Source organism: Janthinobacterium sp. Bl 1 (assembly GCF_058215535.1).
The window spans coordinates 526,172-547,391 of sequence record NZ_CM177086.1 but is presented as its reverse complement, the minus strand read 5'-3'; the positions used below and the strand labels follow the sequence as shown (position 1 = coordinate 547,391).

Below are 21,220 nucleotides of genomic sequence, written 5' to 3'. Positions count from 1 at the left end.
CTTGTCCCATACTTAACCTCCGGAAAGTGCTTGCAAGATATAGACCTGGCTGTCGGGCAGCAAGACGTCGTCGAGCACGCGCCGCTCGCGACAACGCACGCCGTCGATGAAGATCACCACGTTCGGGCGCAAGGCGCCCTGCTCGTCGAGCACATAACCGCGCAGGCGCGGCTGCTGCGCAAACGCGGCATCGAGGGCGGCGCGCAGGCGTGGTGCATCGACGTCCACCGTGGGGACGTCGATGTAGCGTGCCAGTTGTTGCGTAAAATGCAGATGCACCATGCTGCCCTTCGACGTCGTCGGCCTCGACTCATTCTAGTCCGCTTTGCGGCCAATACAATTAAAATAGCGGCAAGCACACAAGGAGGCCAGGCATGACGATTACCCCGGAAGAACTAGCGGTGCTGATGCAGGAAGTGGAGGTGGCCGATCCCATCGATTTTGCCGACCTGCCCTTCAACGAGCAGGAATTGCGCGGACTGATCGCCAACCACCTGTGCGAGATGGCCGACGCCATGGAAAGTTTCAGCCCGGAAGACCGCAACCTGGCCTTGCTGGCCGTCGCGGCCAAGCTGGTGCTGGAAAACCTCGTCTTGCACGTGCAGCTGCTGCGCCGCCACGGCTTGCCTGTCAGCGACAGCGTGGATGCGCTGCTGCAGCGGCTCAAAAGCCCGGGCAAGCCCTAGCCGCCGCGCGGCAAGCCGCTACTGCAGGTTGATGGCGGTCAAGACCATGCTGCTGCCGGGCAAATCCGTACCTTGGCGGATGTACAGCACGCCATGGCGCGACAGTGCCAGGCTGCCGCCCATGCGGTAGGTCCAGACGGCCTTGCGGCTGGCCAGGTCGATCGCATAGGTATTGTTGCGCCCGCCAACAAACAGCAGATTGCCGGTGACGATCAGATCGCCGCCAAAGTACTCATCGAGGGCCGTATCGAGGGGCCAGCGCCACAGGAGCGCACCATCGCCGAGCTGGCGCGCCTCGAGCGACCGGCTGGCCTGGTTGCCCACGTACACGACGCCCTGCGCCACCACCGGCTGCGTGCTGAACTGTCCCTGCACCGTCCAGCGCACGGCGCGGCTATCCACGTCAACCAGGCTCAGGCTATTATCCGCCACCTCGCCGGCCGGCGGTCGCTGATTGAGCACCAGCACACTGCCCGCATCGGCCAGCACGGGCGCCTGGCGCAAGCTGCTCTTGTTCAAGCCGCCCAGCACCTGACCCGGCACCGCCACGCTGAAGCGGGCCGTGCCATCGGCGATATTGAACGCCGTCAATGTCCCTGCCGCATGGCTGTACACCGTGCCCCCACTGACGGCGGGCGTCCAGTCGTTGACGTTGCCCAGCTTGGGCAAGCCGAGGCTGGCAGACCAGCGGGTCTGGCCCGCCGCCGCATCGATGCCGCTGATATCGTTATTGCCGCCCACGTAGACATTGCCGCCAGAAAAGGTGGGGGCCGTCGCCAGGGAAACGCCCAGCAGCGCGCCATTCGTATTCGGCGGACGCACGCCGAGCGGCGCGCCGCCAGCGAGCGCATCGAAGACATACACGGTATCGCTGCCGGCCATGGCCAGCTTGCCGCCCGCAACGGCTGGCGCGCCCAGATAGCCATCCGACGTGAGCGACTGGGTCCAGCGCGCCTGGCTGTCGCTCTCGCTGAGCGCCGTCACGGTCGAGGTGGTCACATATTTGGTGCTGCTGCCTTCCACCGGCGCGGCGGACTGCTGGCTGACATACACGAGGCCGTTGGCAGCCACCACGGGACTGCCGACGAAGCCGCGCGGGGAAGTGGGGCCCAGCCAGGTCCAGCGCCGCGTGAAGCGGCGGCTGTCGAGGGTGACCGGCACCAGGCCCGTATGCGCGGCATTGCCATTCACGCCTTCCCAGTCGCCCACGCCGGGCAAGGCCTGCAGCGCGCCCATGCTGCCGGCGAGCGGCGCGACAGTGACCTTGTAATCGATGCTTTCCGTCTTGTAGAGGCCCACTGTGGCGGGCAGGGACAGCTCGATCCTGCCCGTGTACACGCCCGGCGCCAGGCTCGGCAGCGTCTTGAACGTCAGCAGCCAGCTTCCATCGGCCTGCTTCTGGCGGTCGGCCATCTGCAGCACGCTAGCCGTGCCGCTGGCCGGTTGTTCATGCGGCTGGGGACGCGCATCGGTCACGCCATCGGCCAGACGCACTGTCACGCGGATATCGTCGCAGGTGGCGCCGGGCTGGGCGGTGCAGCTGCCGCTCACTGCCGACAGGGTCATGCCGGGTTTTTCCTGCAAGCCAGGCGGCACGCCAACGCTACTGCCGGAACCGCCGCCACAGGCGGACAAGGTAGTCATGATAGCCAGCGGCAATGCGGCGGCCTGCCACAGCGAAGGGAGTAATGTACGCATGCAATGTCCATGTTGAGGTTTCATTTCCTCCCCAATGGAGGTGTGCTGGAAACCTGGACTGAATGTTATAGCATGAGAAACATTGTTAAAATCTAACAGATACTCACGGCGACGCCTTACTTGCGCACGGCCCGCGCTTGCACCGTGAGATCGCTTTCCGCCACGGCCACGCAGGGCAGGATGTAGCCGTCGAGCCGTTCATCGGGGCTGATGCCGGGCCAGTCCACCGTGTAACGCACCTGGCCCGCCGGCATGTGGCAGAGACAGGTGCGGCACGTGCCGTTGCGGCAGGAACTGAGCAGGCGGATGCCGGCCAGCTCGGCGGCGGCCAGGATGGTCGTGCCCGCTTCGGCCGGGAATTGCCAGCCTTGCGGGACGATGGTGATGGTAAAGGGAGGCGCGCTCATGCGCCCAGTTTAACAGTCCGCCAGCGCAGTCCAGCTGGCGCCCGCCGCATGGCTGCGCAGCACGGCTTCGGCAAAGGCCAGGCCCGCCACCCCATCGGCCACCGTCGGCAGCCAGCTCGCTTCCCTGGGCACGGACAAGCCCGCTTGCAGCGCGCGGATGGCCAGGGCCGCATCCAGGTACAGTTGGGCGAACGCTTCCAGATACCCCTCCGGATGGCCGGCCGGCACGCGCGTGGCATGGCGCGCGGCCGCGCTGTCGACCCGCCCCGGACGCAGCAGCTGGCGGTTGCCGCCCTGCGGCGTACACCACAATTCGTTCGGTTGTTCCTGGTCGAAGTCCAGCTGCGCCTTGCTGCCGAACAGCCGCAGGCGCACCGTGTTTTCGCAACCGGTCGCTACCTGGCTGGCCCACAACGTACCCTTCGCCCCATTCGCATAGCGCAGCATCACTTGCACGTGGTCGTCCAGCGTGCGGTTCGGTACAAACGTCGACAGTTCCGCCAGCACGGCCTGCGGCGTCAATCCGCTGACGAATTGCGCCAGATGGTAGGCGTGCAGCCCCACGTCGAGCAGTGTGCCGCCAGGCCCGGCTTTCTGCGGGTCGTTATGCCAGTTGCCCTCGTTCATGCCGCCCGCCGCAATCGCATCGGCCAGCCAATCCTGCGAATACTCGACTTGCACGAGGCGCAGTTCGCCGATCTCGCCCGCCTCGACCATCGCTTTCGCGTGGCGCAGCAGCGGGTAGCCGCTGTAGGTATGCGTGAGTGCAAACAGCAGAATTTTCTGCTTGGCCAGCGCCGCCAGCGCCTGCCCTTCCGCCAGAGAAATGCCCAGCGGCTTGTCGCAGATCACGTGGATGCCCGCTTCCATGAACGCCGTGGCGACCGGTGCATGCAAATGGTTGGGCGTGACGATGGCCACGGCCTCGATGCCGTCCGCGCGCGCGGCCTCCGCCTGCGCCATGGCGCGGTAATCACTGTAGCAGCGGTCCGGCGCCAGGTGCAGCGCGGCGCCGCTGTCGCGCGCGCGGTCCGGATCGGACGACAGGGCGCCCGCCACCAGCTCGTACTGGTCGTCGATGCGCGCCGCGATACGGTGCACGGCGCCGATGAATGCGCCCTGCCCGCCCCCTACCATACCCAGCCGTAAGCGTCGCTGCATGTCGTTTCCTTATTTCAAGCCGAGCAAATGATTGATCTGATGTTGATCCACGGCGCTGCCGGCAAAATCGTCGAACGCGCGTTCGGCCACGTGGATGATGTGCTCGCGGATGAAACGCGCCCCTTCGGCCGCCCCGTCCTCCGGGTGTTTCAGGCAGCATTCCCATTCCAGCACGGCCCAGCCCGGGAAATCGTACTGCGCCATCTTCGAAAAAATCGCCTTGAAATCGATCTGCCCGTCGCCCAGCGAGCGGAAGCGCCCGGCCCGGTCTTGCCAGTCGGCATAGCCGCCATACACGCCCTGGCGCCCGTTCGGCCGGAATTCCGCATCTTTTACATGGAAGGCCTTGATGCGCGCGTGATAAATGTCGATAAAGGCCAGGTAATCGAGCTGCTGCAGCACGAAGTGGCTGGGGTCATACAGAATCGACGCGCGCGGGTGGTCGTTGACGGCGGCCAGGAAGCGCTCGAAGGTCACGCCGTCATGTAAATCCTCGCCCGGATGCAGTTCATAGCAGACGTCCACGCCAGCGGCATCGAAGGCATCGAGGATGGGCAGCCAGCGCTTGGCCAGTTCGGCAAATGCCGTTTCCACCAGGCCGGCCGGGCGCTGCGGCCACGGATACAGATAGGGCCAGGCCAGCGCGCCGGAAAACGTCACGTGCGCCTTGAGGCCCAGGCGCTGCGAGGCGGTAGCCGCCCACAGCAGTTGCTGCGTGGCCCAGGCCGTGCGCGCAGCCGGATCGCCACGCACGTGCTCGGGCGCAAAGCCGTCGAACAGGGCGTCGTAAGCGGGATGCACGGCGATCAGCTGGCCCTGCAGATGCGTCGACAATTCCGTCACCTGCAAGCCGTGGCGCGCCAGCAGGGCGACCACGTCGTCACAGTACTGCTGGCTGGCCGCCGCCTGTTCCAGGTCGAACAGACGCGGCGCCGTGGGCAGCTGCAAGCCCTTGTAACCGAGGCCGGCCGCCCATTGCGCCAGGTGCTCGAGCGAGTCGAACGGCGGCTCATCGCCGAGAAACTGGGCCAGGAAAATGGCCGGGCCCTGGATGGTTTTCATGTCAATGTCCTATTGGATAAAGCCGGGGTCAGACCCTCAATGCCGCTAACGCACAGGTCATTGCTAGCGGGCGAGGGGGTCTGACCCCAGAATTTAAAAAGGCGAGTTCGGAAAGTAAAACTGCTTGGCGTTCTCGCGCGTGATCAGCACCGATGGGATGATCGTGTTGGCCGGCAATTTATCACCTTTCAGGCGCGCTTCCGTCGTCAGCTTGATGGCGTCGTACATGAACTTGGGCGAGTACGACACGTCGGCCACGATCAGCGGGTCGGAGCCATCCATGATCTTTTTCACGGCGCCCTTCGCGCCCGCGCCGCCGAACACTTGCTTGATGTCCGTGCGCTTGGCTTGCGCGATGGCTTTTTGCACGCCGATGGCCATGTCGTCATCGGCGGCCCAGACGGCGTCGATCTGCTTGAAGCGCGTCAGATAATCCTGCATGACCTTGAAGGCATCGTCGCGGTTCCAGTTGCCATACTTGGCGTCCAGGATCTTGATCTCGGGATGGCCCTTCATCACGGCGGAAAACGCATCATAGCGCTCGTTGTCCAGGGTGGTCGGCATGCCGCGCAGCACAACGATATTGCCCTTGCCATTCAGGCTTTTCGCCAGGTACTCCGCCGGCAGCTTGCCAAACGCCGTGTTGTCGCCGGCGATGTAGGCATCCTGCGACTGCGTGTTGGTCAAGCCACGGTCGACCACGGTGACGTAGACGCCCTTGTTTTTCACTTGCGCCACGGGCTGCGTCAGCGAGGCCGATTCGATGGGGAAGATCACCAGGGTGTTGATCTTGTTCACCGTCAACATGTCCTGCAACTGGTTCGCCTGCTCGGGCGCCGTGGCGGCCGTCTTGACGATGATTTTCAGCCCTGGATGGGCCTTTTCCAGTTCCGCCTTGGCCTGGTTCGCCCACCAGACGATGCCCGACGTAAAACTGTGCGTGGCCGTGGGGATGGCCACGCCGACCACCAGCTTTTCAGCGGCCTGTGCGCTCGGCAGCGCCCACGCCTGCATCACCAGCACTGCCATCCCTGCTACCCGTATAAAGCTCTTCATGCTGCTCTCCTCCAAGGTTGTGGGCGCCCGTTGGCTGCCCTTTCAGAACGCCGCCATGTTTTTATTTGCGGCCTCGCTGCAGGAAGGCGACGGCGATGATCACCACGCCTTGCACTGCGGCATTCAGGTAGACACTGATGATGCTGGTCAAATTCAGGATATTGCTGATTACGGACAAGAGGATCGCGCCGATCACGGTGCCGACGATGCGTCCCTCTCCCCCCTTCAGCGCCGTGCCGCCCACGACGACGGCGGCAATGGCTTCGAGTTCCCACAGCAAGCCCGTCGTCGGCGTGGCCGAGCCCAGGCGCGGCACGTACAGCACCGTGGCGATGCCCACACAGACGCCCAGCAGCATGTAGGTGGCAATCTTGACTCTATCGACATGGATGGCCGCATAGCGCGCCACTTGCTCGTTGGAACCAATCGCCTGCACATGGCGGCCAAAGGTCGTGCGGTTGAGGATGATGGCGCCGGCCGCGGCAACGAACAGAAAAATCCAGATCGGTATCGGCGCGCCCAGCACGCTCGTGTAGTAGACGGGGCTGTACAACTCGGACAAGGTGGCGTCCAGGGTCAGCGCGCCGCCGTCAGCCAGGTAGGTCAAGACGGCGCGGAAGATGCCAAGCGTGCCCAGGGTCACGATGAACGGCTCGATATTGCCCTTGCTGATCAACAAGCCATGCATCAGGCCAAAGCCCGCGCCCAGGACCAGAGCCATGGCGATGCCCAGCACCAGCATGGTGATCGGCGCCAAATCGCCGCCCGCGCCTTGCGCCAGCGCATTCATGAAATAGATCATGCAGCCGGCGATCAGGGCCGCCATGGAGCCCACCGATAAGTCGATGCCGCCGGAAATAATTACGAAGGTCATGCCGACGGCGATGATGCCGATGAAGGCCGTGCGCGTGAGCACGTTCATCAGGTTGTCCACGGTGGCAAAGTCGCCGTTGAGCAAGGTGCCCGCGATGCACAGAGATAACAGGCCCAGCACGGGGCCAAAGCCCTTGATGCGCGCGCCAAAACGGGCCAGCGGGGATACGGTGGTGTCAGTGCGTGCCGGTTGCATGGGCAATCAACTCCTCTTCAGTCAGGTGGTCAGCAGACAGGGTGGCTTGCAAGGTGCCGGCGCGCATCACGGCGACCCGGTGGCACAGGCCAATCAATTCGATCAGTTCGGATGAAATCACGATCACGGCGCGCCCTTCGGCAGCCAGACGGTGTATCAGGAAGTAAATGTCGCGCTTGGCGCCCACGTCCACGCCACGGCTTGGCTCGTCGAGCACGACGACACGCGGGTCCGAATGCAGGTATTTCGCCAGCGCCAGCTTTTGCTGGTTGCCGCCGGACAGCATGCGCGCGCGGCTGTCCAGGTCACCCGTGCGGATATTGAAGTCCGCCACGGCCTTGACCAATGCCGCCTTTTCCCCGGCCACATCGAGCCACGGCCGCGCATAGCGCTCCATCGTCATCATCGTGAGGTTTTCGCGCAAGCCCAGGTTCACGTGCAAGCCCTTGCCCTTGCGGTCTTCGCTCAGGTAGGTCATGCCGTGCTGCATGGCTTGCTTGGGGGTACGGATGTCCACGGGCTGGCCATTGAGTTCGATCGTGCCCGCGCTGCGCGGACGCAAGCCCAGCAAGGCCTCGAACGATTCCGTGCGTCCCGCGCCCACCAGGCCCGCAAAGCCCAGCACTTCGCCGGCGCGCACCTCGAACGACAGCTCTTTCGCCCAGCCGGGCACGCACAAGCCATCGACTTTCAGGAGCACGGGCGCGTCCGGCGCCAGCGCCACCTTGACCGGGAACATGTCCGACAATTCGCGCCCCACCATCAGGTTCGCCATCTGCTGGCGCGTGAGGCTGGCCGTCGGTTCGCGCGTGACGAAACGCCCGTCGCGCATGACGATGACCTCGTCCGTATTGCGCTCGACTTCATCGAGCTTGTGCGAAATATACAAAATAGTCACGCCGTCCGCTTTCAGCTGCGCCATCACGGCAAACAAGCGCTGCGTCTCCGACGAGGTCAGGGTGGCCGTGGGCTCGTCCATGATCAGGAAGCGGGCGCGGCGCGACAGGGCCTTGGCGATTTCCACCAGCTGCTTCTCGGCGACGATGAGGTCGCGGATTTTCGTGTCGGGCGACACGTCCAGGCCCACCTGTTTCAAATAGCGCGACGCCTCTTCCCTCATGGCGGCCTCGTCAAGCAGCCAGCCGCGCGTCTTTTCGTGGCCGAGGAACATGTTTTGCGCCACCGTCAGGTGCTCGGCCAGGTTGAATTCCTGGTGGATCAGCACGATGCCGGCGCTCTCCGCCGCGCGCGAACTGGCAAAGCGCTGGGGCTGGCCATCGATCAGCAGCTGGCCTTCGCTGACGGCTTCGTAGCCGGCAAGGATTTTCATCAGGGTCGACTTGCCGGCACCATTTTCGCCGAGCAAGCCATACACGCGCCCCGGCGACAGGCTGAAACTGACGCCATGCAAGACGCGCACGGGGCCGAAATCCTTGCAGACCCCTTCGAAACCGACGGCAACGCTCACTATGCACTCCCTCGCAGAATTAATTGGTGTTGCAGCAGCACACCAGGCACACTGGCCGCCGGGTCCGCCAAACGCTGCAGCAATAATCGCGCCGCCGTCTCGCCCAGTTCGCGCATCGGTTGCGCAATCGTGGTCAGACCCGGATCGATCTGCGCGGCGATGGCGATATCGTCGAAGCCGATGACGGCCACGTCTTCGGGCACGCGCTTGTTCAGCTGGCGCAGCGCGCTCAGCACGCCAATGGCCAGGGTGTCGGACACGGCAAAGATGGCCGTCGGTGCATCGGGCTGCGCCATCATCCGCAAAGTGGCGGCCGTGCCCGCTTCGTAATCGAGGCTTTGCACCGTATGCACCCACTGCGGCTGCACGGGCAGGCCGGCCGCCGCCAGGGTGTCCAGGTAGCCTTGCTGGCGTTGCCGCGCGTACAGATAGCGTTCATCCGAATTGATCAGGCCGATGCGCGTATGGCCGCGTGACAACAGATGCGCGACGGCGTCGGACGCGGCGCGGTGGTTGTCGATGCCGACATAGGGCACGGCCACGGCGGGGTCGAATTCGCAGCAGGCCACCCACGGCAGGGTGACGGATTCATGCGACAGGGCATGCTGCACCGTGTCCGGATCGAGGCAGATGGCGCCATCGGCGCGGTGCATGCGCAGCAAGTCGAAGTACGAGCGCTCGCGGCCCGCGTCGGCGCCCGTGTCGCACAGCAGCACGAAATAGCCGTGTTCGCGCGCCACCGTATCGATGCCGCGCACGATCTGCGCATAGAACGGGTTGCCCACGTCGGGCACCATGGTCAGCAGCATGCGGCTCTCGGCAGTGCGCAGGCTGCGCGCCAGGTGGTTCATGCGGTAGCCGAGCGCGGCGACAGACGCCAGCACTTTGTCGCGCGTGGGCGCCCGCACGCCCGCCTGCTCGTTCATCACGCGCGAGACGGTGGCCACCGACACGCCCGCATGCGCGGCGACGGCGCTGATGGAGACGGTTTCTGTCGGCAAAGGAGAAGGAAGGGCTGCTGGCATGGCGCTTTGCAAGTAAATGTAATCGATTACATTTATAAGCCAGGCGCGCGCGCGATGCAAACATTATCGATGCTGCGATGCGCAAAAAATGGGTAAAAAACGGCCCTGTACGGGCCGTTGGAAAAGCTATTTCTGGGGCGGCAAGGCGTTCTGCTGCACGGCAAAACCGCCGCGCACGGCGGAGAGGGCCGCCACCCACAAGATCAGCCCGGCACCGAGACAGCCGGCGGGATCGAGGGGGCCATGGCGCAGAGTCAGCGGATAACCGACAGCCCACACGCACAGGGCCATGCCGATGGCCAGGTGGCGGCGCGCCTTGAACAGCCAGGCCAGCGGAAAGAAATGCAGGCCCACGATCAAAATGACGGCAGGGATGAACCACGCCTGCAAGCCCATGTTTTTCAGGACGTTGCCGACGATGAAGATGGCGATCCACTGCCCGGCATTGACGACATTGAACAGCCGGCCCACGCGCTTGGCCTGCGGCGATTGTTCCGCCGCCGCATGCGCGGCGCGGTGGCGCCGGAACTGGCGCCACGCCAGCATGAGCAGCAAGACGGTGATTGCGGCCACCGGCAGCAGCCTTAAGGGATGCGCGCCATACGTCTGCACGCACCAGCCGGCCACCCACAGGCCGCCGAACAGGGAAAAGAACATGGCGCCGATGGCGCTGCCGGTAAGGTTGGCGGGGGTTGATGGTGGCATGGTCATGGCAGCACTGGGTGAGTGAAAAAACTTACTGCATCATCGCGCAAAACGTCTCGGGATTGCCGTCAAGGATGACGCCGCTGGGCCAGCGGTGGCTGCGCTGCTGAGCGCGCAGCAAGGAGGCGGCCAAGGCCGAGTCGCCATCGATGGCATACACGAAGACGGGCATGTTCAGACTGGCCGCGTCGCTGAGCAAATTCGGATTGGCGTCCAGGCTGCGGGCGTCCACGTGCACTCCGGTCGGCATGCCGATCTGCTGCTGCACGCGCTGCAGCCACGGCTTGTCCAGCTTCGGCGGGCGGGCATTTTTCGCGATGTAACGGCTGACGCGGTTCGTGCCGGCCGCCTGCGCATTGCGCGCGTCAAACACGAGCAAGCCCAGGTAGCCCTGCGGATCGGCGCGGCGCGCGCACGCGAGGTTGTTCGGCACGCCCGACGTCAAGAACCAGTTGCCGTGCTTGATGTTTGCGCGCAACTGCCCCACCAGGGAGGCGATCGGTGCGCACGATCCCACGACATCCTTGATTTCCGCGTTCAGGGTTTTACTTGGAAAAGCCGTGGCCAGGTCGGCGATGTCGGTCACAAAAGGCGGTGTTTCCGGCGTGGCCACGCCACGGTTCTTCATGCTGGCGGCGCGCCAGTCGTCGGCCGTCAATTGCTTGACGGTACGGGGCGAGCCCGTGTCGACGACCCTCCCCGTCAACAAGTCGTGGTGCACCACCCAGCTGCCGTCACCGAGCAGCTGCAAATCCGTCTCGACGCCGTCCCAGGTGCCGAAATACGTGTTGCGCAGCGCGCTCAGCGAGTTCTCCGGCGCATTGCCGGCGCCACGGTGGGCGTGCACCTTCATGCCCAGGCAGTCGGCCTGGACAGCCGTGCTGGCCATGGAAAGCAGCAAGGCCAGCGCAGCCGCCTTATTTTTGTCCCGGATGATAGCCATAGTGAATTCCCTGCAAAACGTGGATGCGGATCGCTTCGTTGACGGGGTAGCTGTAGCCCTGCCCCACCGCCACGACGTGCGTGATATTGGCCAGCAAGCCCTTGCCGGCGATTTGCCAGCGCGTGCTGTCGTCGGCGGCCTGGCGGTTCCAGTCCAGCATCTGGCGGAACAGCTCGCTCTTCGTGACATTATTGTCCGAGAGGGTAAAGATACCCCAGGTTCCCAGGAAGGCGCCAGCCAGCACGCCCGTGGCGATCCAGGCGGAACGGCGGCTCAGCTGGCCATCGGCGCCCGCCTGCTCGCCGCGGCGCGCCGCCAGCACCAGCAAGCCCACCGTGGCGATCAGGTACAGCAATTTCGAGAAGTGGCCGATGGCGCCCAGCAAGGAGAAGAACAGGGCGACGGGCGGCACGATGGCCGCGCGCGCCGCTTCCTTGCCCTCTTCAAAGTACTTGCCGCCCACCTCGAAGTCGTTGCGGCTGGCGCGGTATTCCACGAGTTTTTCCGCCGTCTGGCGCGCGGCGAACTGGTCGAACAGACGGCTGAACTCGGCCGGGCTCGCATATGCATCCTGCACCACGGCGCCCTTCGGCAAGCGCAAGCCCTTGCTCGCTTCGCTGCCATCGCCGCCATCCGGCCCGTCGCGCAGGACGGCCTGGATGCCGGGACGCGCCACGAAGGCGGCAAAGGACAAGCCAGGCGGAATGCGGTCACCCTTGATATGCAAGCCCTTGCTGGCCGCTTCCGACGCATAGCGGCGCTTGACGGCGGCGCGGAAGCTCAATTGGTCGGCAGGGTGCCAGTTGGCCGATACGGGCACCTTTTTACGCACATTGTTGACGACGGCCGCCTTGCGCCGCGCCGGCACGGAATGCGGCTGCCAGCCATGGCGCGACAGGCTTTGCCGGTAATCGCTCCACGCCGTTTCCTGCTGCTGGCGCAAGCCCGCATCATCGTCGGGAATGATGCCCGAATACAATTTCCACTTGTCGCGCACTTCGCCGATCGCCTGCTGGTATTTTTCATAGTACCCGGCCGCGCCGCCGGCGATCTTGCGCACGTTGAAATTGATCAACTGTTCCTTGGCCGGCTCCATGCGCTCATCGAGGTGGCCCACCGAGACAGCCAGGAAGGGGAACAGCGCGAGGAAAGCCTTGCCCTCGGGCTTGGCAAACAGGGTGGCGTCATCGACCAGGCCCTGCAATTGCAAGCTGCCGCCGACCAGCGAGCGCTGCATCAGGGTCGTGTTGAAGGCCAGGCGGCGAAATTGCGCATCGCGCGTTTCGACCAGCACGGTGACCGTTGTTTTCAAAATGCCGAACACGACCGCCGCCGTGGCGACGCAGCAAAAGAGGATCTTTTTCCAGCTGGGGCCGCTGCCATTGTTCTTCAGGCGGCGGCGCCACATCAGTTGCAGCACCACCAGTGCGGCGGCGATGCCCGACAGGCTGCGGCCATAAAATTCCACGCCCTCCACGTCGTGCGGCTTGACGTCGCCGCCCACCACGTCGAGCAAACGGGCATTGAAGCCCAGCTCGAAGCACAAATAAATGATCGTCAGGACGATCAGGATCAAGGTCTGCCGGATCTGCAGACTGCGCAAACTCGCGGCCATCTTATTTCCTCAGATCGATGACGACGGGCTTGATCTCTTCAGCCTGGAAGATCATCGGCGCCGCCGGAGCAGGCGCAGCGCTACGTTGCGCGGGCAGGCTGATGGCGGCGGGCGTTGCCACCCTGGCCGGGGTGTCCTGGCGGCGCGCCTTGGCGCTGGCGCGGCTGGCCGCTTTCGGCGCGGCGGCAGGCGCCGGGTCGGCCGCCGGTGGCGCCGGGATCACGCGGCCGCTATCGCTGCCGGGCAGGGTGGCGATGGCGGGGCCCGTGCCGCGCAAGGCGTCGTCGGCAAACGGCTGGGCGCGCGTATCAACGCCGGGCGGCACGGCCACGCTGGCGTTGAGCAGGCGGTTGTCCGTGTAGATCATGCGCGACAGGCGGTTGTAGTTAGGGAAGTCGATATTGAGCGATTTTCCATCGGCCGCCAAGTCCACGCGGGGGCGGTCCTTGCAATTGCCGACCGTCCACTGCAGCACGTCCGTGCCCTGGAAAGCCAGCACTTCATAGCGGTAGGCGCAGCCGCGCTCCTGGGTTTCCACGATCACCACGGTGCGCTCGCCCACGTTTTCCACGCGCGCCACGCGGGCCGTGATGGCGTTGGCCAGCGGCACGACGCGAAACGCCTGCGACAGCTTGATCGAATACTTGCCCTGCGGATCCTTGCGCAAGGTCCCTTCCGTGCCGTCGCGCAGGCGGAAGGTGGAAATCGGCGTGCCGAACAGCTCGGCCGTATCGAGGCCCATCAACACGCCGCCACGGCCGTTCGGCGTCATGGCGCAGCCCGTCAACAGGACGCCCGCAGCCACGCCGGCGATCAATTTGCGCCAGTGCGCTGATGCAAAATTCTTATACGTTGTCATACTTGATAACTTTCTCTTATTTCTGGGTCAGGGATTGATGACGGCCAGCGGATTGCCCGGGCCTGGCGGCGGCAAGACTTTCTGGCGGTTGCGCGACAGCACGGTGAAGGCGCCCAGGGTGTCCGGTCCGGCGACGATTTCCAGCTGCTCGCGCTGCAGCCAGGTGCGGATTTCCGCCTCCGTAGCCTCGGCACGGAACAGCACGCGCGTGCGCACGCCCGTCTCGACGCCGCTGCCGCCGCTGCGGAACTCCGCATTGCCGACGACGGCGCCCTCTTTCGGCAGGAACAGCCACGCCGATTGCACCACCATCACGCTGGCGGCCACGGCCGTGACGATCTTCAGCCAGCGATTGGCATTGGCCGCCTTCACGGGGGACGTCAGCTGGGGCGCGACAGCATCGGCCGAGGCGATCTGCAATTGCTGCAAGCCCTGGCGCAGCAGTTGCCGGTACGCCACGCGGCCGTCCTTGCCCAGCTCGCTCGACAGCGGTGTGCCGGTCAAGGCGTAATCATCGCCGGGCAAAGCCACGCGGGCGATCACGCCCGGTGCCGCGGCCGCTCCGTTCGCGCGGCCATGCAGCTCCAGCCAGCGCGCCGCCTGCAGGCGCTCCTGGCTGAACACGCCCAGGCAAGCGCCCAGGTCCGTCACGGCCAGGGCGACCGGCATATCGCACAGCACGAGGCCCGCGCGCGGGTCGGCGGGCGCATCGCGCTCCTCAACCACGAGGCCGCAAGCGTCCGCATATGCCGTGTCCGGCGTGACGAGCCAGCCGCGCCAGCGCTGCCGCGTGCTGTCCCAGGCATCGAGCAGCACGGCGCCAAAGCCGGGAAGGCGCGCCAGCAAGTGGATCTGCCCACCGGCGATGGGGCGCGCGGCCAACGGCGCCGCATCGCTGCGGCGCTCGAAACGTTGCAGCAGGTGTTCCGGCACGGCAATGCCGCGCCAATCGGGGGTAGTGCCGGCCACCTCGTCGTCCAGCAGTTCGGCTGAAGATGGAGGCGACGGCAGGCGCACGGCAACGATGGCCAGCGAGGGCGTCAATGCGTTCATGCCGATGGCCTTTCATCAGTGTTTGGGTGGGTGGGMGCGGGGTCCATGTGCAGGGATAACGCGGCCACGCACAAGATATCCAAAACTATTTGCGCCGCCTGCAGATCGCGTGCGGCCAGGGCGTCCCCGACGCGCAGCTTGAGCAGGTTCAAGACCCAGCTGCCCAGCAAGGTGGCGCGGTGGGCCGGCTCGACGATCTGGCGGCCCGCGCTGGCAGGATCGCCCTTCTGCCTGTGCACCAGGCCTAATTTTCCGCCGTGGTAGTGCGCGGAAGCGATCTGCTCGGCCAGTTCCTTGACGGGCATGCCACCGCAGCCGCAATGGCGCAGCAGCAAGATCAAATCGTCGGGCAAGGTGGTGATGAACACGTCGGCCGCGTCGCGCACTTGCTGCGGCGTGAGCTGGTAGTCGCGCAGCGGTTCCGCATACGCATCGGGCGCACGCAGCTCGCAGCCCTCTTGCGCATCGGCATCTTCGTCATCGCGCTGCTTGCGCAGCTGGTCGATGATGAAACGCTTGAAGTACAAAAACAGGGCACCGACGTGGTGGGGCGCGGCCTCGCTGTCGCCGTGCAGGACTTTTTCGATGAAAAACTGGTGGCGCAAGTCGGCCAGCGAGTCGCCCAGCGACGCCGCCTCGCGCGGACGGCACGGCGTCAGCGCGGCGATGACGCGCTGGTAAAACTCGCCAAGTTCGCCTTGTGTCAGCTGCTGGCGGCGGGTCCAGAAAGCATGAATCCGTTCAAATTGTTCCGATTGCAAAGCCGGTCCGATCGTGTGTTGGGCGGCACGCGCCACTGGCCGGCGGCGACGTACCGTGCGCTGGCCAGACAAGAGAAACTTGTCAGTAAGGTAAAATGCATTTAAGCAATTTTCTCATATCACAGTAAAAATCGCTAACTTTTGTTACTTTCACGACAATTCCCGAGACGCCGATGCATCGCCTGATTCCCCTGTTTTTCAGCCTCCTCTTTTTACTCTGCGGTAACGTCGCGCAGGCGGCCGTGGGCAACGCCGCCAGCGGCCCCGGCAAGCGCATCGCCCTCGTGATCGGCAATGCGGCCTATCCGCAGCCTCTATTGAATCCCGTGAACGATGCGCGTGCCATGGCCGAGCGCCTGCGCCGCCTGGGCTTTGAAGTGCTGTTGCGCACGGACATCAATGCGCAACAGCTGCAAAAGGCGTCGGCCGAGTTTTCCACGCAGGCGCGCGGCGCCGATATCGCCCTCGTGTTTTACGCGGGCCACGGCGCGCAGGCGGGCGAAGCGAACTATGTATTGCCGCTGGGCGCGAACATGAATGCGCTGAGCGCGGCCGCCATCGCCGCGCAGGGGGTGTCCGTTTCCAGCCTGGCGGGCGACTTGCAGCGCACGGGCGCGCGCGGCGCCGTGCTGATCCTCGACGCTTGCCGCCAGGAATATACGCGCGGCGGCGCCATGGTGGTGCCGGGCGGCGGCAATGCGGCCAGCCACGGCTTTGCCGATACGGCCGCGCCACGCGGCGTGGTGATCGCCTATTCGGCCGGTCCCGGCGCCCTGGCGCGCGACTTCTGGTCGCCCGATTCGCGCAACAGCCCTTACACGAGCGCCCTGCTCGACGCGCTCGATGCGCCCGGTTTGCCGATGAGCGATGTGTTTTCGCAAGTGGCGGCCAGGGTTGCCGCCATGACGCACGACGTGCAAAAGCCCCGCGTGTCGTTTGGCGAGACGTCGGCGCGCCTGGTGCTGAACATGGGTAGCGGCAAGGGTGTCAGCCAGGCCACGCCGGGCGTGCTGGCCGGCGCGCAAGGCCAGGGCGGCATGCGCGCGCCTGCGCCAGCGGTGGAAAAGCCGGCCGCACCGGGCGTCAAAGTGTGGCCAGGCAATGTACTGCAAGACATCAACTATGAAATCCGCATGCAGATCGCGGCCCGTCCGTTTCCCCGCCAGCAACTGGAAAAACGCGCACGGGGCGGAGATCTGGTGGCGCTGACGGCCCTCGGCTATGGCATCGGCGGCGGCGACGCTGGAATAAAACAGCCGAAGGCGGGCATGCAGTGGCTGGAAAAGGCGGCCGCGAAAGACTTTCCGATTGCCCAGACCTATCTGGCGGAATTGCTGATGGTCAAGGGCGATCCCGCTTCGCTGAAGCGGGCGGGCGTGCTGCTGGACGCCGCCTCGCAGGCGGGCTACAGCCCCGCCCATGCGTATAAATTCGACCTGGCCCGGCGCACGGGCGCACCGCCGCAGGATGCGGCCCGGCATTTGCAGGGTGCTTTCATGGGCTTGATGAAGGATTACCAGGGTGCCGCCAAGGACATGATGCAGCCGCCAAAAAATAATTCAAAATAATTTTAGATTTCCCTGAACTGCCCCCGTTATCCGTGGGTACATGCAATAGAGCATGACAGTGACCAGGGAAATCTCATGCAACCATCCAGCACGGCATCAACCATTACCACCGGCCAGCGTGGCCGCATCCTCGCCTACCAACCGAGCGGACAAGGTTCCGTCAGCGTGGCCGGCATTCAACATGCGTTCGACGTGGCCACACACTGGCGCTCGGACGTGGCGCCCGCCATCAACGCCGTCGTCGACGTGCGCTTCGATGAGGCCGGCAGCCTCGCCACCGTCAGCGCCGTAGCGACACAGCAACTGGCGCAGGAAGAGATGGCCGGCGCGGCGAAACTGGCGCGCGAAAAAAGCCAGCAGCTGTGGGGCCAGGCCGTGTCCGCCCTGGGCATCAAGGTGCTGGCCAGCCTCGGCGTCCTGATCGCCGGCGCCTTTATCTTCAACACCATCGGCATCCGTTTGTTCGCTTCCGTCTCGCGCACCTATTGGCAGCTGCTGGGCTTGTCCGCCGACAGCCTGGAAAGCTTTGCCCGCGATGGCGGCGGCGGTTTTACGTCCGCACAATTTTTCTTCCTGCTGGCCATTGCCGGATGCTGCGCCACCATGATTAGCCGCCACCCGAAAGCGGCGCTGGGCAAGTGCGCCCCGCTGCTGTTCATCGTCATCCACAGCAGCTTGCTGTTCATCAAGATCAAGGGCGCCGTCAGCGACGCGGGCAGCGCCATGGGCGGCATCATGGGCACCCGCGCGGCCCGCATGGCCGAGCAGATGGCCAGCGAAATGCTGGGGCAAGTGTGGCAAGGCCTCTCATTTGGCATCGGCTTTTACCTGGTGCTGGCGTCTTCCATCGTCCTGGCCGCTTACGGCGTCGGCGAATACAAACGTAAAACCATCGGCTAAGCCACCTCTTACACATTCATTGAAGGAAATATCATGCAACGTACCCTCCCAGCCCTGCTCGCCATCGCCGTCCTGCTGTCCGCCTGCGGTAAAACAGAGACCGCCACACCGGCCGCCTCCGCTCCCGTCGCAGCGAATGTGGCCGACATGGCCGCCAAGGCGCAAGTGAAGGCGGCAGCAGCCAGCCTGCCGCAAGCGGACGCTGCCACGCCAACGTCCAGCTATGTCGACATCACGAGCGGCCACCAGCTGATGTACAGCTACCTCGCCCTGTCCGGCGTGCCGCCCGACTACGCGGCCGTGGCCCAGCGCATCTCGCGCGAATATGCGGGCAGCAACGACGCCTTCCGCAAGCAGGAAGTGCTCGACGCGCTGAAACCGCAGATCGACGCCAAGGTCAATGAAGCGAAAACCAAGCGCTACCTGCGCTACCAGATCAATGGCCAGGGCGCGCTGTCGCCGTACGCGATGGACAAGGCCGCCTTCCCCGCCAAGTTCGCCGACGCGGGCACCTATTACTACATGTACGACAACGGCGACTACAAGCTGGCGTTCACGAATGGCGACGGTTATTCGCTGCTGAAAGTGGACCAGGATGCGGCGCGCAAGATCGAAGCGGCGCGCAGCGGCTACAAGGATTTCGCCATCGTCGTGTACGCCTACGCCCAGGAAGCGGACATGGCCAGCAACCAGGTCAAGGCGCAGATCGTCAAGGTGGCGATCAAGCTGAACGGAGAAGAAATTCCCGTCAGCCAGGCGCGGTAGAACGGGCTCGGTTACACTGTTCGCCACATTGCATCGGGATCGGGATCGGGACATATGGGCGAACAGACACTGGCGGAACAACATCTGGCAAACGGGCAACGGCTGCAGCAGGCGGGCAAGCTGATCGAGGCGATCAACGCCTACCAGGCCGCGTATAAGCTGAATCCGGCCCTGGCCGAAGCGCAGCATTTCCAGGGCCTGGCGATGCTGGAGCTGGGCCAGGGCGCCATCGGCCTGGGCTTGCTGAAACTGTCGCTCAAGCAGCAGCCGGACAACGCCCTGTTCCACTACAACCTCGGCAACGTGCTGCGCGGCACGGACAGCGAGGCGGCGCTGGCCAGCTACGCCACGGCGGCGCGGCTGGCGCCGCACGAACATGATTTCGCCATCAGCCATGCGGAATTGCTGATGGGAAAACAGCGGCTGATGGAGACCATCGCCGAACTGGAACGGGCCCACGCCCTGCGTCCGCAGCGCTGGCAAACCCTGCAGGGACTGGCCGAGCTGTACTACCGCACGGGACAGCAGGAACCGGCGTTGGAACGCTACGCGCAAGCCCTGGCGCTGCATCCTGCACTGGCGCAAACGTGCCGCATCGGCTTTGCCAGCCCCGGCACGGAAAACAAGGAGCGGCTGACGACGCCCGACGTGCCAGCAAGCTTGCACGATTTCCTGCGCGAAACCGACCTGCACATCCTCGATGATTTCCTGCCCGATCCCGCCGCCTGGCGCGCGCAAGCGCTGGCGTTGCCGTTTGAGCAGCAGCGCTATGCGGGACAAAACTATCCAGGCAGCCAGACGGCGGGCCAGCCCAGCCAGGCCATCATGGAGCGCATCGCCACGGCGCTGGGCCGCCCCATCCGTTTCATTTCACCCGACAACGGTTCCTACCGCCTCAGCTATGCAGACGCGATGGCGCGCACCGATATCCACGTGGACAACGAGACGGGCAACAATTTCAATTTCTATGCGGGCGTGCTGTATCTGAACCCGCCCGAGCAGTGCCAGGGCGGTACCACCTTCTGGCGCCACCAGCCCAGCGGCTGGTACCGGCGCTTGCCCGAAGCGGACGTGAAAGCGGGCGGCTACGCCAGCTTCAAGGATTTCCAGAAACGCTGGCTGCCGAACAGTAAGGTGCAGAAATTCAACGACTTGCAGGAACAGCGCGACAGTTGGCAAGCCCTGCTGGAAGTGCCGATGCGCCACAACCGCCTGATCGTGTACAAGGGACACTACTTTCACTCGATCAGCAATGTGTTTGGCGACACGCCGGAGAATGGGCGATTGGTGCAGCTGTTTTTCTTTGAAGTGCCGGATTGAGCATAAGGGGCAATTGTCGGATTACGCCCTGCGGGCTAATCCGACCTACCATGCATGTGAACGGTAAGTAGGATTAGCGGAACGCGTAATCCGACACCACCAGCACAGCACTCAATACATATCCGCCGCAGTCGCCCGCACAGCTTTCAACAGCATATCCGCCCCCGGCGACAGCAAATGATCCTGCTGGCGAATAATGCCGAACGCATCCATCTTGCACGGCAGCTCGATGGGCAAGATGCTCAGCACGTTCAACGATTCATAGTAATGCGCCACTTCCGTCGGCATCACGTGCAGCGAGTCCGTCTGCTGTAGTAGCGACGTGATCAGGAGCAAGGCGGTCGTGTCGACCACGTCGACGGGCGGTTCCTGGCCCGCGCGGCGGAACATCATGTCGAAGCGGTGGCGCAGGATGCTGCCTTGCGGCGGCAAGATCCACGGCTGGGCCGCCAAATCCTTCAATTGCAAATTCTTGCGCGACAGCAACGGATGGCCATTGCGCGCCACGGCGCTGGCAGGCTCCTCCGTCAATTCCTCGTAGATGAGCCCCGCGCTGCTTTCCTTTTCCAGGATGCGCCCGATCATGAAATCGAGGGTGCCGTGCTGCAGCATGTCCATCAGGGTGTTGCTGTGCTCCAGATGCACGCCGATGCGCATCAACGGTGCCTGCTGCTTGATGCGGGCAATCGCGCGCGGCAGCAAGGCCATGGCCGGCGTCATGATGACGCCCACTTCCACCTGGCCCGTGAGGCCCGACTTCAGCGCGACGATGTCGTCATGCGCCAGGGACAGGCTCGTCAGGGCCATGCGCGCGTGGCGTATCATCGTCTCGCCGTAGATGGTCGGCTCCATGCCGCGTGGCAGCCTGTCGAACAGGCGCACGTCCAGCATCTCTTCCAGGTCCTTGATTTGCTTGGACGCGGCCGGCTGCGTCATGTGCAACTCTTCCGCCGCGCGGTGAATGTTGCGCTGCTCGTCAAGGGCGATCAACAGCAGCAATTGCCGCGTCTTCAGGCGGGCTCGCAAGAACCAGTTGGGGTTGAGGGTATCCATGAATAAATCATATCATGATCGATATCGGTACTGATTGGATATCGAT

Annotated in this window: 21 protein-coding genes; 5 read left to right on the top strand and 16 right to left on the bottom strand. The window is 64.4% G+C overall.

Annotated elements, in window-relative coordinates; all coding sequences use genetic code 11:
* Positions 1 to 12 precede the first annotated feature (12 nt).
* A complete protein-coding gene (locus AC4BCN_RS02440) occupies positions 13 to 282 on the bottom strand; it encodes a MoaD/ThiS family protein (protein ID WP_490492499.1) in 270 nt (89 codons plus the stop codon).
* Between the two features lie 92 nt (positions 283 to 374).
* Here AC4BCN_RS02440 and AC4BCN_RS02435 point away from each other — a divergent pair, with 92 nt between their 5' ends.
* Entirely contained in the window at positions 375 to 686 is a 312-nt protein-coding gene (locus AC4BCN_RS02435; RefSeq protein WP_046681950.1) for a hypothetical protein, read from the top strand.
* An 18-nt stretch (positions 687 to 704) separates the two neighbouring features.
* Here AC4BCN_RS02435 and AC4BCN_RS02430 read toward each other — a convergent pair whose 3' ends face one another.
* From AC4BCN_RS02430 to AC4BCN_RS02365, 14 genes are all read right to left on the bottom strand, one after another.
* Entirely contained in the window at positions 705 to 2,384 is a 1,680-nt protein-coding gene (locus AC4BCN_RS02430; RefSeq protein ID WP_338680405.1) for an outer membrane protein assembly factor BamB family protein, read from the bottom strand.
* A gap of 116 nt (positions 2,385 to 2,500) precedes the next feature.
* Positions 2,501 to 2,791: a 2Fe-2S iron-sulfur cluster-binding protein gene (locus AC4BCN_RS02425; protein WP_072455873.1), complete on the bottom strand. Its 291-nt coding sequence runs from the start codon at positions 2,789 to 2,791 to the stop codon at positions 2,501 to 2,503.
* A gap of 9 nt (positions 2,792 to 2,800) precedes the next feature.
* Complete coding sequence (locus AC4BCN_RS02420) at positions 2,801 to 3,952, bottom strand: Gfo/Idh/MocA family protein (protein ID WP_490492498.1); 1,152 nt, start codon at positions 3,950 to 3,952, stop codon at positions 2,801 to 2,803.
* A 9-nt stretch (positions 3,953 to 3,961) separates the two neighbouring features.
* The gene (locus tag AC4BCN_RS02415) at positions 3,962 to 5,014 is read right to left on the bottom strand and encodes a sugar phosphate isomerase/epimerase family protein (RefSeq protein ID WP_490492497.1); all 1,053 of its coding nucleotides are present in this window, start codon (positions 5,012 to 5,014) and stop codon (positions 3,962 to 3,964) included.
* Positions 5,015 to 5,107: 93 nt separating this feature from the next.
* Positions 5,108 to 6,043, bottom strand: coding sequence for a substrate-binding domain-containing protein (locus tag AC4BCN_RS02410; RefSeq protein WP_223278972.1), 936 nt, complete (start codon positions 6,041 to 6,043; stop codon positions 5,108 to 5,110).
* A gap of 88 nt (positions 6,044 to 6,131) precedes the next feature.
* Positions 6,132 to 7,139, bottom strand: a complete 1,008-nt coding sequence (locus AC4BCN_RS02405) for an ABC transporter permease (RefSeq protein WP_490492496.1) — start codon at positions 7,137 to 7,139, stop codon at positions 6,132 to 6,134.
* Positions 7,120 to 8,607 carry a sugar ABC transporter ATP-binding protein gene (locus tag AC4BCN_RS02400; RefSeq protein ID WP_490492495.1) on the bottom strand — a complete coding sequence of 496 codons (1,488 nt, stop codon included), beginning with the start codon at positions 8,605 to 8,607 and terminating at the stop codon, positions 7,120 to 7,122. The genes AC4BCN_RS02405 and AC4BCN_RS02400 overlap by 20 nt, the downstream gene beginning before the upstream one ends.
* Positions 8,607 to 9,632, bottom strand: a complete 1,026-nt coding sequence (locus AC4BCN_RS02395) for a LacI family DNA-binding transcriptional regulator (RefSeq protein ID WP_490492494.1) — start codon at positions 9,630 to 9,632, stop codon at positions 8,607 to 8,609. The genes AC4BCN_RS02400 and AC4BCN_RS02395 overlap by 1 nt, the downstream gene beginning before the upstream one ends.
* 126 nt (positions 9,633 to 9,758) lie before the next feature.
* Positions 9,759 to 10,337 (bottom strand): hypothetical protein, encoded by a 579-nt coding sequence (locus AC4BCN_RS02390; protein WP_490492493.1) that lies wholly within the window; start codon positions 10,335 to 10,337, stop codon positions 9,759 to 9,761.
* Positions 10,338 to 10,368: 31 nt separating this feature from the next.
* Positions 10,369 to 11,280, bottom strand: coding sequence for a glycerophosphodiester phosphodiesterase (locus tag AC4BCN_RS02385; RefSeq protein WP_436482278.1), 912 nt, complete (start codon positions 11,278 to 11,280; stop codon positions 10,369 to 10,371).
* On the bottom strand, positions 11,255 to 12,895 hold the full coding sequence (locus AC4BCN_RS02380) for a hypothetical protein (RefSeq protein ID WP_490492492.1): 1,641 nt from the start codon (positions 12,893 to 12,895) through the stop codon (positions 11,255 to 11,257). Before AC4BCN_RS02380 ends, AC4BCN_RS02385 begins: the two co-directional genes overlap by 26 nt.
* A 1-nt stretch (position 12,896) precedes the next feature.
* Positions 12,897 to 13,754 carry a hypothetical protein gene (locus AC4BCN_RS02375; RefSeq protein WP_490492491.1) on the bottom strand — a complete coding sequence of 286 codons (858 nt, stop codon included), beginning with the start codon at positions 13,752 to 13,754 and terminating at the stop codon, positions 12,897 to 12,899.
* Positions 13,755 to 13,781: 27 nt separating this feature from the next.
* Positions 13,782 to 14,807, bottom strand: a complete 1,026-nt coding sequence (locus AC4BCN_RS02370; RefSeq protein ID WP_490492490.1) for a hypothetical protein — start codon at positions 14,805 to 14,807, stop codon at positions 13,782 to 13,784.
* Positions 14,804 to 15,568 carry a hypothetical protein gene (locus tag AC4BCN_RS02365; RefSeq protein ID WP_490492489.1) on the bottom strand — a complete coding sequence of 255 codons (765 nt, stop codon included), beginning with the start codon at positions 15,566 to 15,568 and terminating at the stop codon, positions 14,804 to 14,806. Before AC4BCN_RS02365 ends, AC4BCN_RS02370 begins: the two co-directional genes overlap by 4 nt.
* Positions 15,569 to 15,741: 173 nt before the next feature.
* Here AC4BCN_RS02365 and AC4BCN_RS02360 point away from each other — a divergent pair, with 173 nt between their 5' ends.
* The 4 genes from AC4BCN_RS02360 to AC4BCN_RS02345 all read left to right on the top strand — a co-directional run bounded on the left by AC4BCN_RS02360 (position 15,742) and on the right by AC4BCN_RS02345 (position 20,121).
* Entirely contained in the window at positions 15,742 to 17,136 is a 1,395-nt protein-coding gene (locus AC4BCN_RS02360; RefSeq protein ID WP_490492488.1) for a caspase family protein, read from the top strand.
* Positions 17,137 to 17,211: 75 nt separating this feature from the next.
* On the top strand, positions 17,212 to 18,036 hold the full coding sequence (locus AC4BCN_RS02355; RefSeq protein WP_490492487.1) for a hypothetical protein: 825 nt from the start codon (positions 17,212 to 17,214) through the stop codon (positions 18,034 to 18,036).
* Positions 18,037 to 18,069: 33 nt separating this feature from the next.
* The gene (locus AC4BCN_RS02350; RefSeq protein WP_456129534.1) at positions 18,070 to 18,801 is read left to right on the top strand and encodes a hypothetical protein; all 732 of its coding nucleotides are present in this window, start codon (positions 18,070 to 18,072) and stop codon (positions 18,799 to 18,801) included.
* A 54-nt stretch (positions 18,802 to 18,855) separates the two neighbouring features.
* Complete coding sequence (locus AC4BCN_RS02345) at positions 18,856 to 20,121, top strand: DUF6445 family protein (protein ID WP_490492486.1); 1,266 nt, start codon at positions 18,856 to 18,858, stop codon at positions 20,119 to 20,121.
* Between the two features lie 111 nt (positions 20,122 to 20,232).
* Here AC4BCN_RS02345 and AC4BCN_RS02340 read toward each other — a convergent pair whose 3' ends face one another.
* Positions 20,233 to 21,174, bottom strand: a complete 942-nt coding sequence (locus AC4BCN_RS02340; RefSeq protein WP_128140959.1) for a LysR family transcriptional regulator — start codon at positions 21,172 to 21,174, stop codon at positions 20,233 to 20,235.
* Between the last annotated feature and the right edge of the window lie 46 nt (positions 21,175 to 21,220).

Bases quoted from the DNA above. Each gene is read 5' to 3' on its own strand.
- AC4BCN_RS02385 (WP_436482278.1), bottom strand. From the start codon at position 11,280: ATGGCTATCATCCGGGACAAAAATAAGGCGGCTGCGCTGGCCTTGCTG.
- AC4BCN_RS02425 (WP_072455873.1), bottom strand. From the start codon at position 2,791: ATGAGCGCGCCTCCCTTTACCATCACCATCGTCCCGCAAGGCTGGCAA.
- AC4BCN_RS02355 (WP_490492487.1), top strand. From the start codon at position 17,212: ATGCAACCATCCAGCACGGCATCAACCATTACCACCGGCCAGCGTGGC.
- AC4BCN_RS02410 (WP_223278972.1), bottom strand. From the start codon at position 6,043: ATGGCAGTGCTGGTGATGCAGGCGTGGGCGCTGCCGAGCGCACAGGCC.
- AC4BCN_RS02440 (WP_490492499.1), bottom strand. From the start codon at position 282: ATGGTGCATCTGCATTTTACGCAACAACTGGCACGCTACATCGACGTC.
- AC4BCN_RS02390 (WP_490492493.1), bottom strand. From the start codon at position 10,337: ATGCCACCATCAACCCCCGCCAACCTTACCGGCAGCGCCATCGGCGCC.
- AC4BCN_RS02380 (WP_490492492.1), bottom strand. From the start codon at position 12,895: ATGGCCGCGAGTTTGCGCAGTCTGCAGATCCGGCAGACCTTGATCCTG.
- AC4BCN_RS02350 (WP_456129534.1), top strand. From the start codon at position 18,070: ATGCAACGTACCCTCCCAGCCCTGCTCGCCATCGCCGTCCTGCTGTCC.
- AC4BCN_RS02405 (WP_490492496.1), bottom strand. From the start codon at position 7,139: ATGCAACCGGCACGCACTGACACCACCGTATCCCCGCTGGCCCGTTTT.
- AC4BCN_RS02375 (WP_490492491.1), bottom strand. From the start codon at position 13,754: ATGACAACGTATAAGAATTTTGCATCAGCGCACTGGCGCAAATTGATC.
- AC4BCN_RS02415 (WP_490492497.1), bottom strand. From the start codon at position 5,014: ATGAAAACCATCCAGGGCCCGGCCATTTTCCTGGCCCAGTTTCTCGGC.
- AC4BCN_RS02430 (WP_338680405.1), bottom strand. From the start codon at position 2,384: ATGCGTACATTACTCCCTTCGCTGTGGCAGGCCGCCGCATTGCCGCTG.
- AC4BCN_RS02395 (WP_490492494.1), bottom strand. From the start codon at position 9,632: ATGCCAGCAGCCCTTCCTTCTCCTTTGCCGACAGAAACCGTCTCCATC.
- AC4BCN_RS02360 (WP_490492488.1), top strand. From the start codon at position 15,742: ATGCATCGCCTGATTCCCCTGTTTTTCAGCCTCCTCTTTTTACTCTGC.
- AC4BCN_RS02420 (WP_490492498.1), bottom strand. From the start codon at position 3,952: ATGCAGCGACGCTTACGGCTGGGTATGGTAGGGGGCGGGCAGGGCGCA.
- AC4BCN_RS02435 (WP_046681950.1), top strand. From the start codon at position 375: ATGACGATTACCCCGGAAGAACTAGCGGTGCTGATGCAGGAAGTGGAG.
- AC4BCN_RS02340 (WP_128140959.1), bottom strand. From the start codon at position 21,174: ATGGATACCCTCAACCCCAACTGGTTCTTGCGAGCCCGCCTGAAGACG.
- AC4BCN_RS02345 (WP_490492486.1), top strand. From the start codon at position 18,856: ATGGGCGAACAGACACTGGCGGAACAACATCTGGCAAACGGGCAACGG.
- AC4BCN_RS02370 (WP_490492490.1), bottom strand. From the start codon at position 14,807: ATGAACGCATTGACGCCCTCGCTGGCCATCGTTGCCGTGCGCCTGCCG.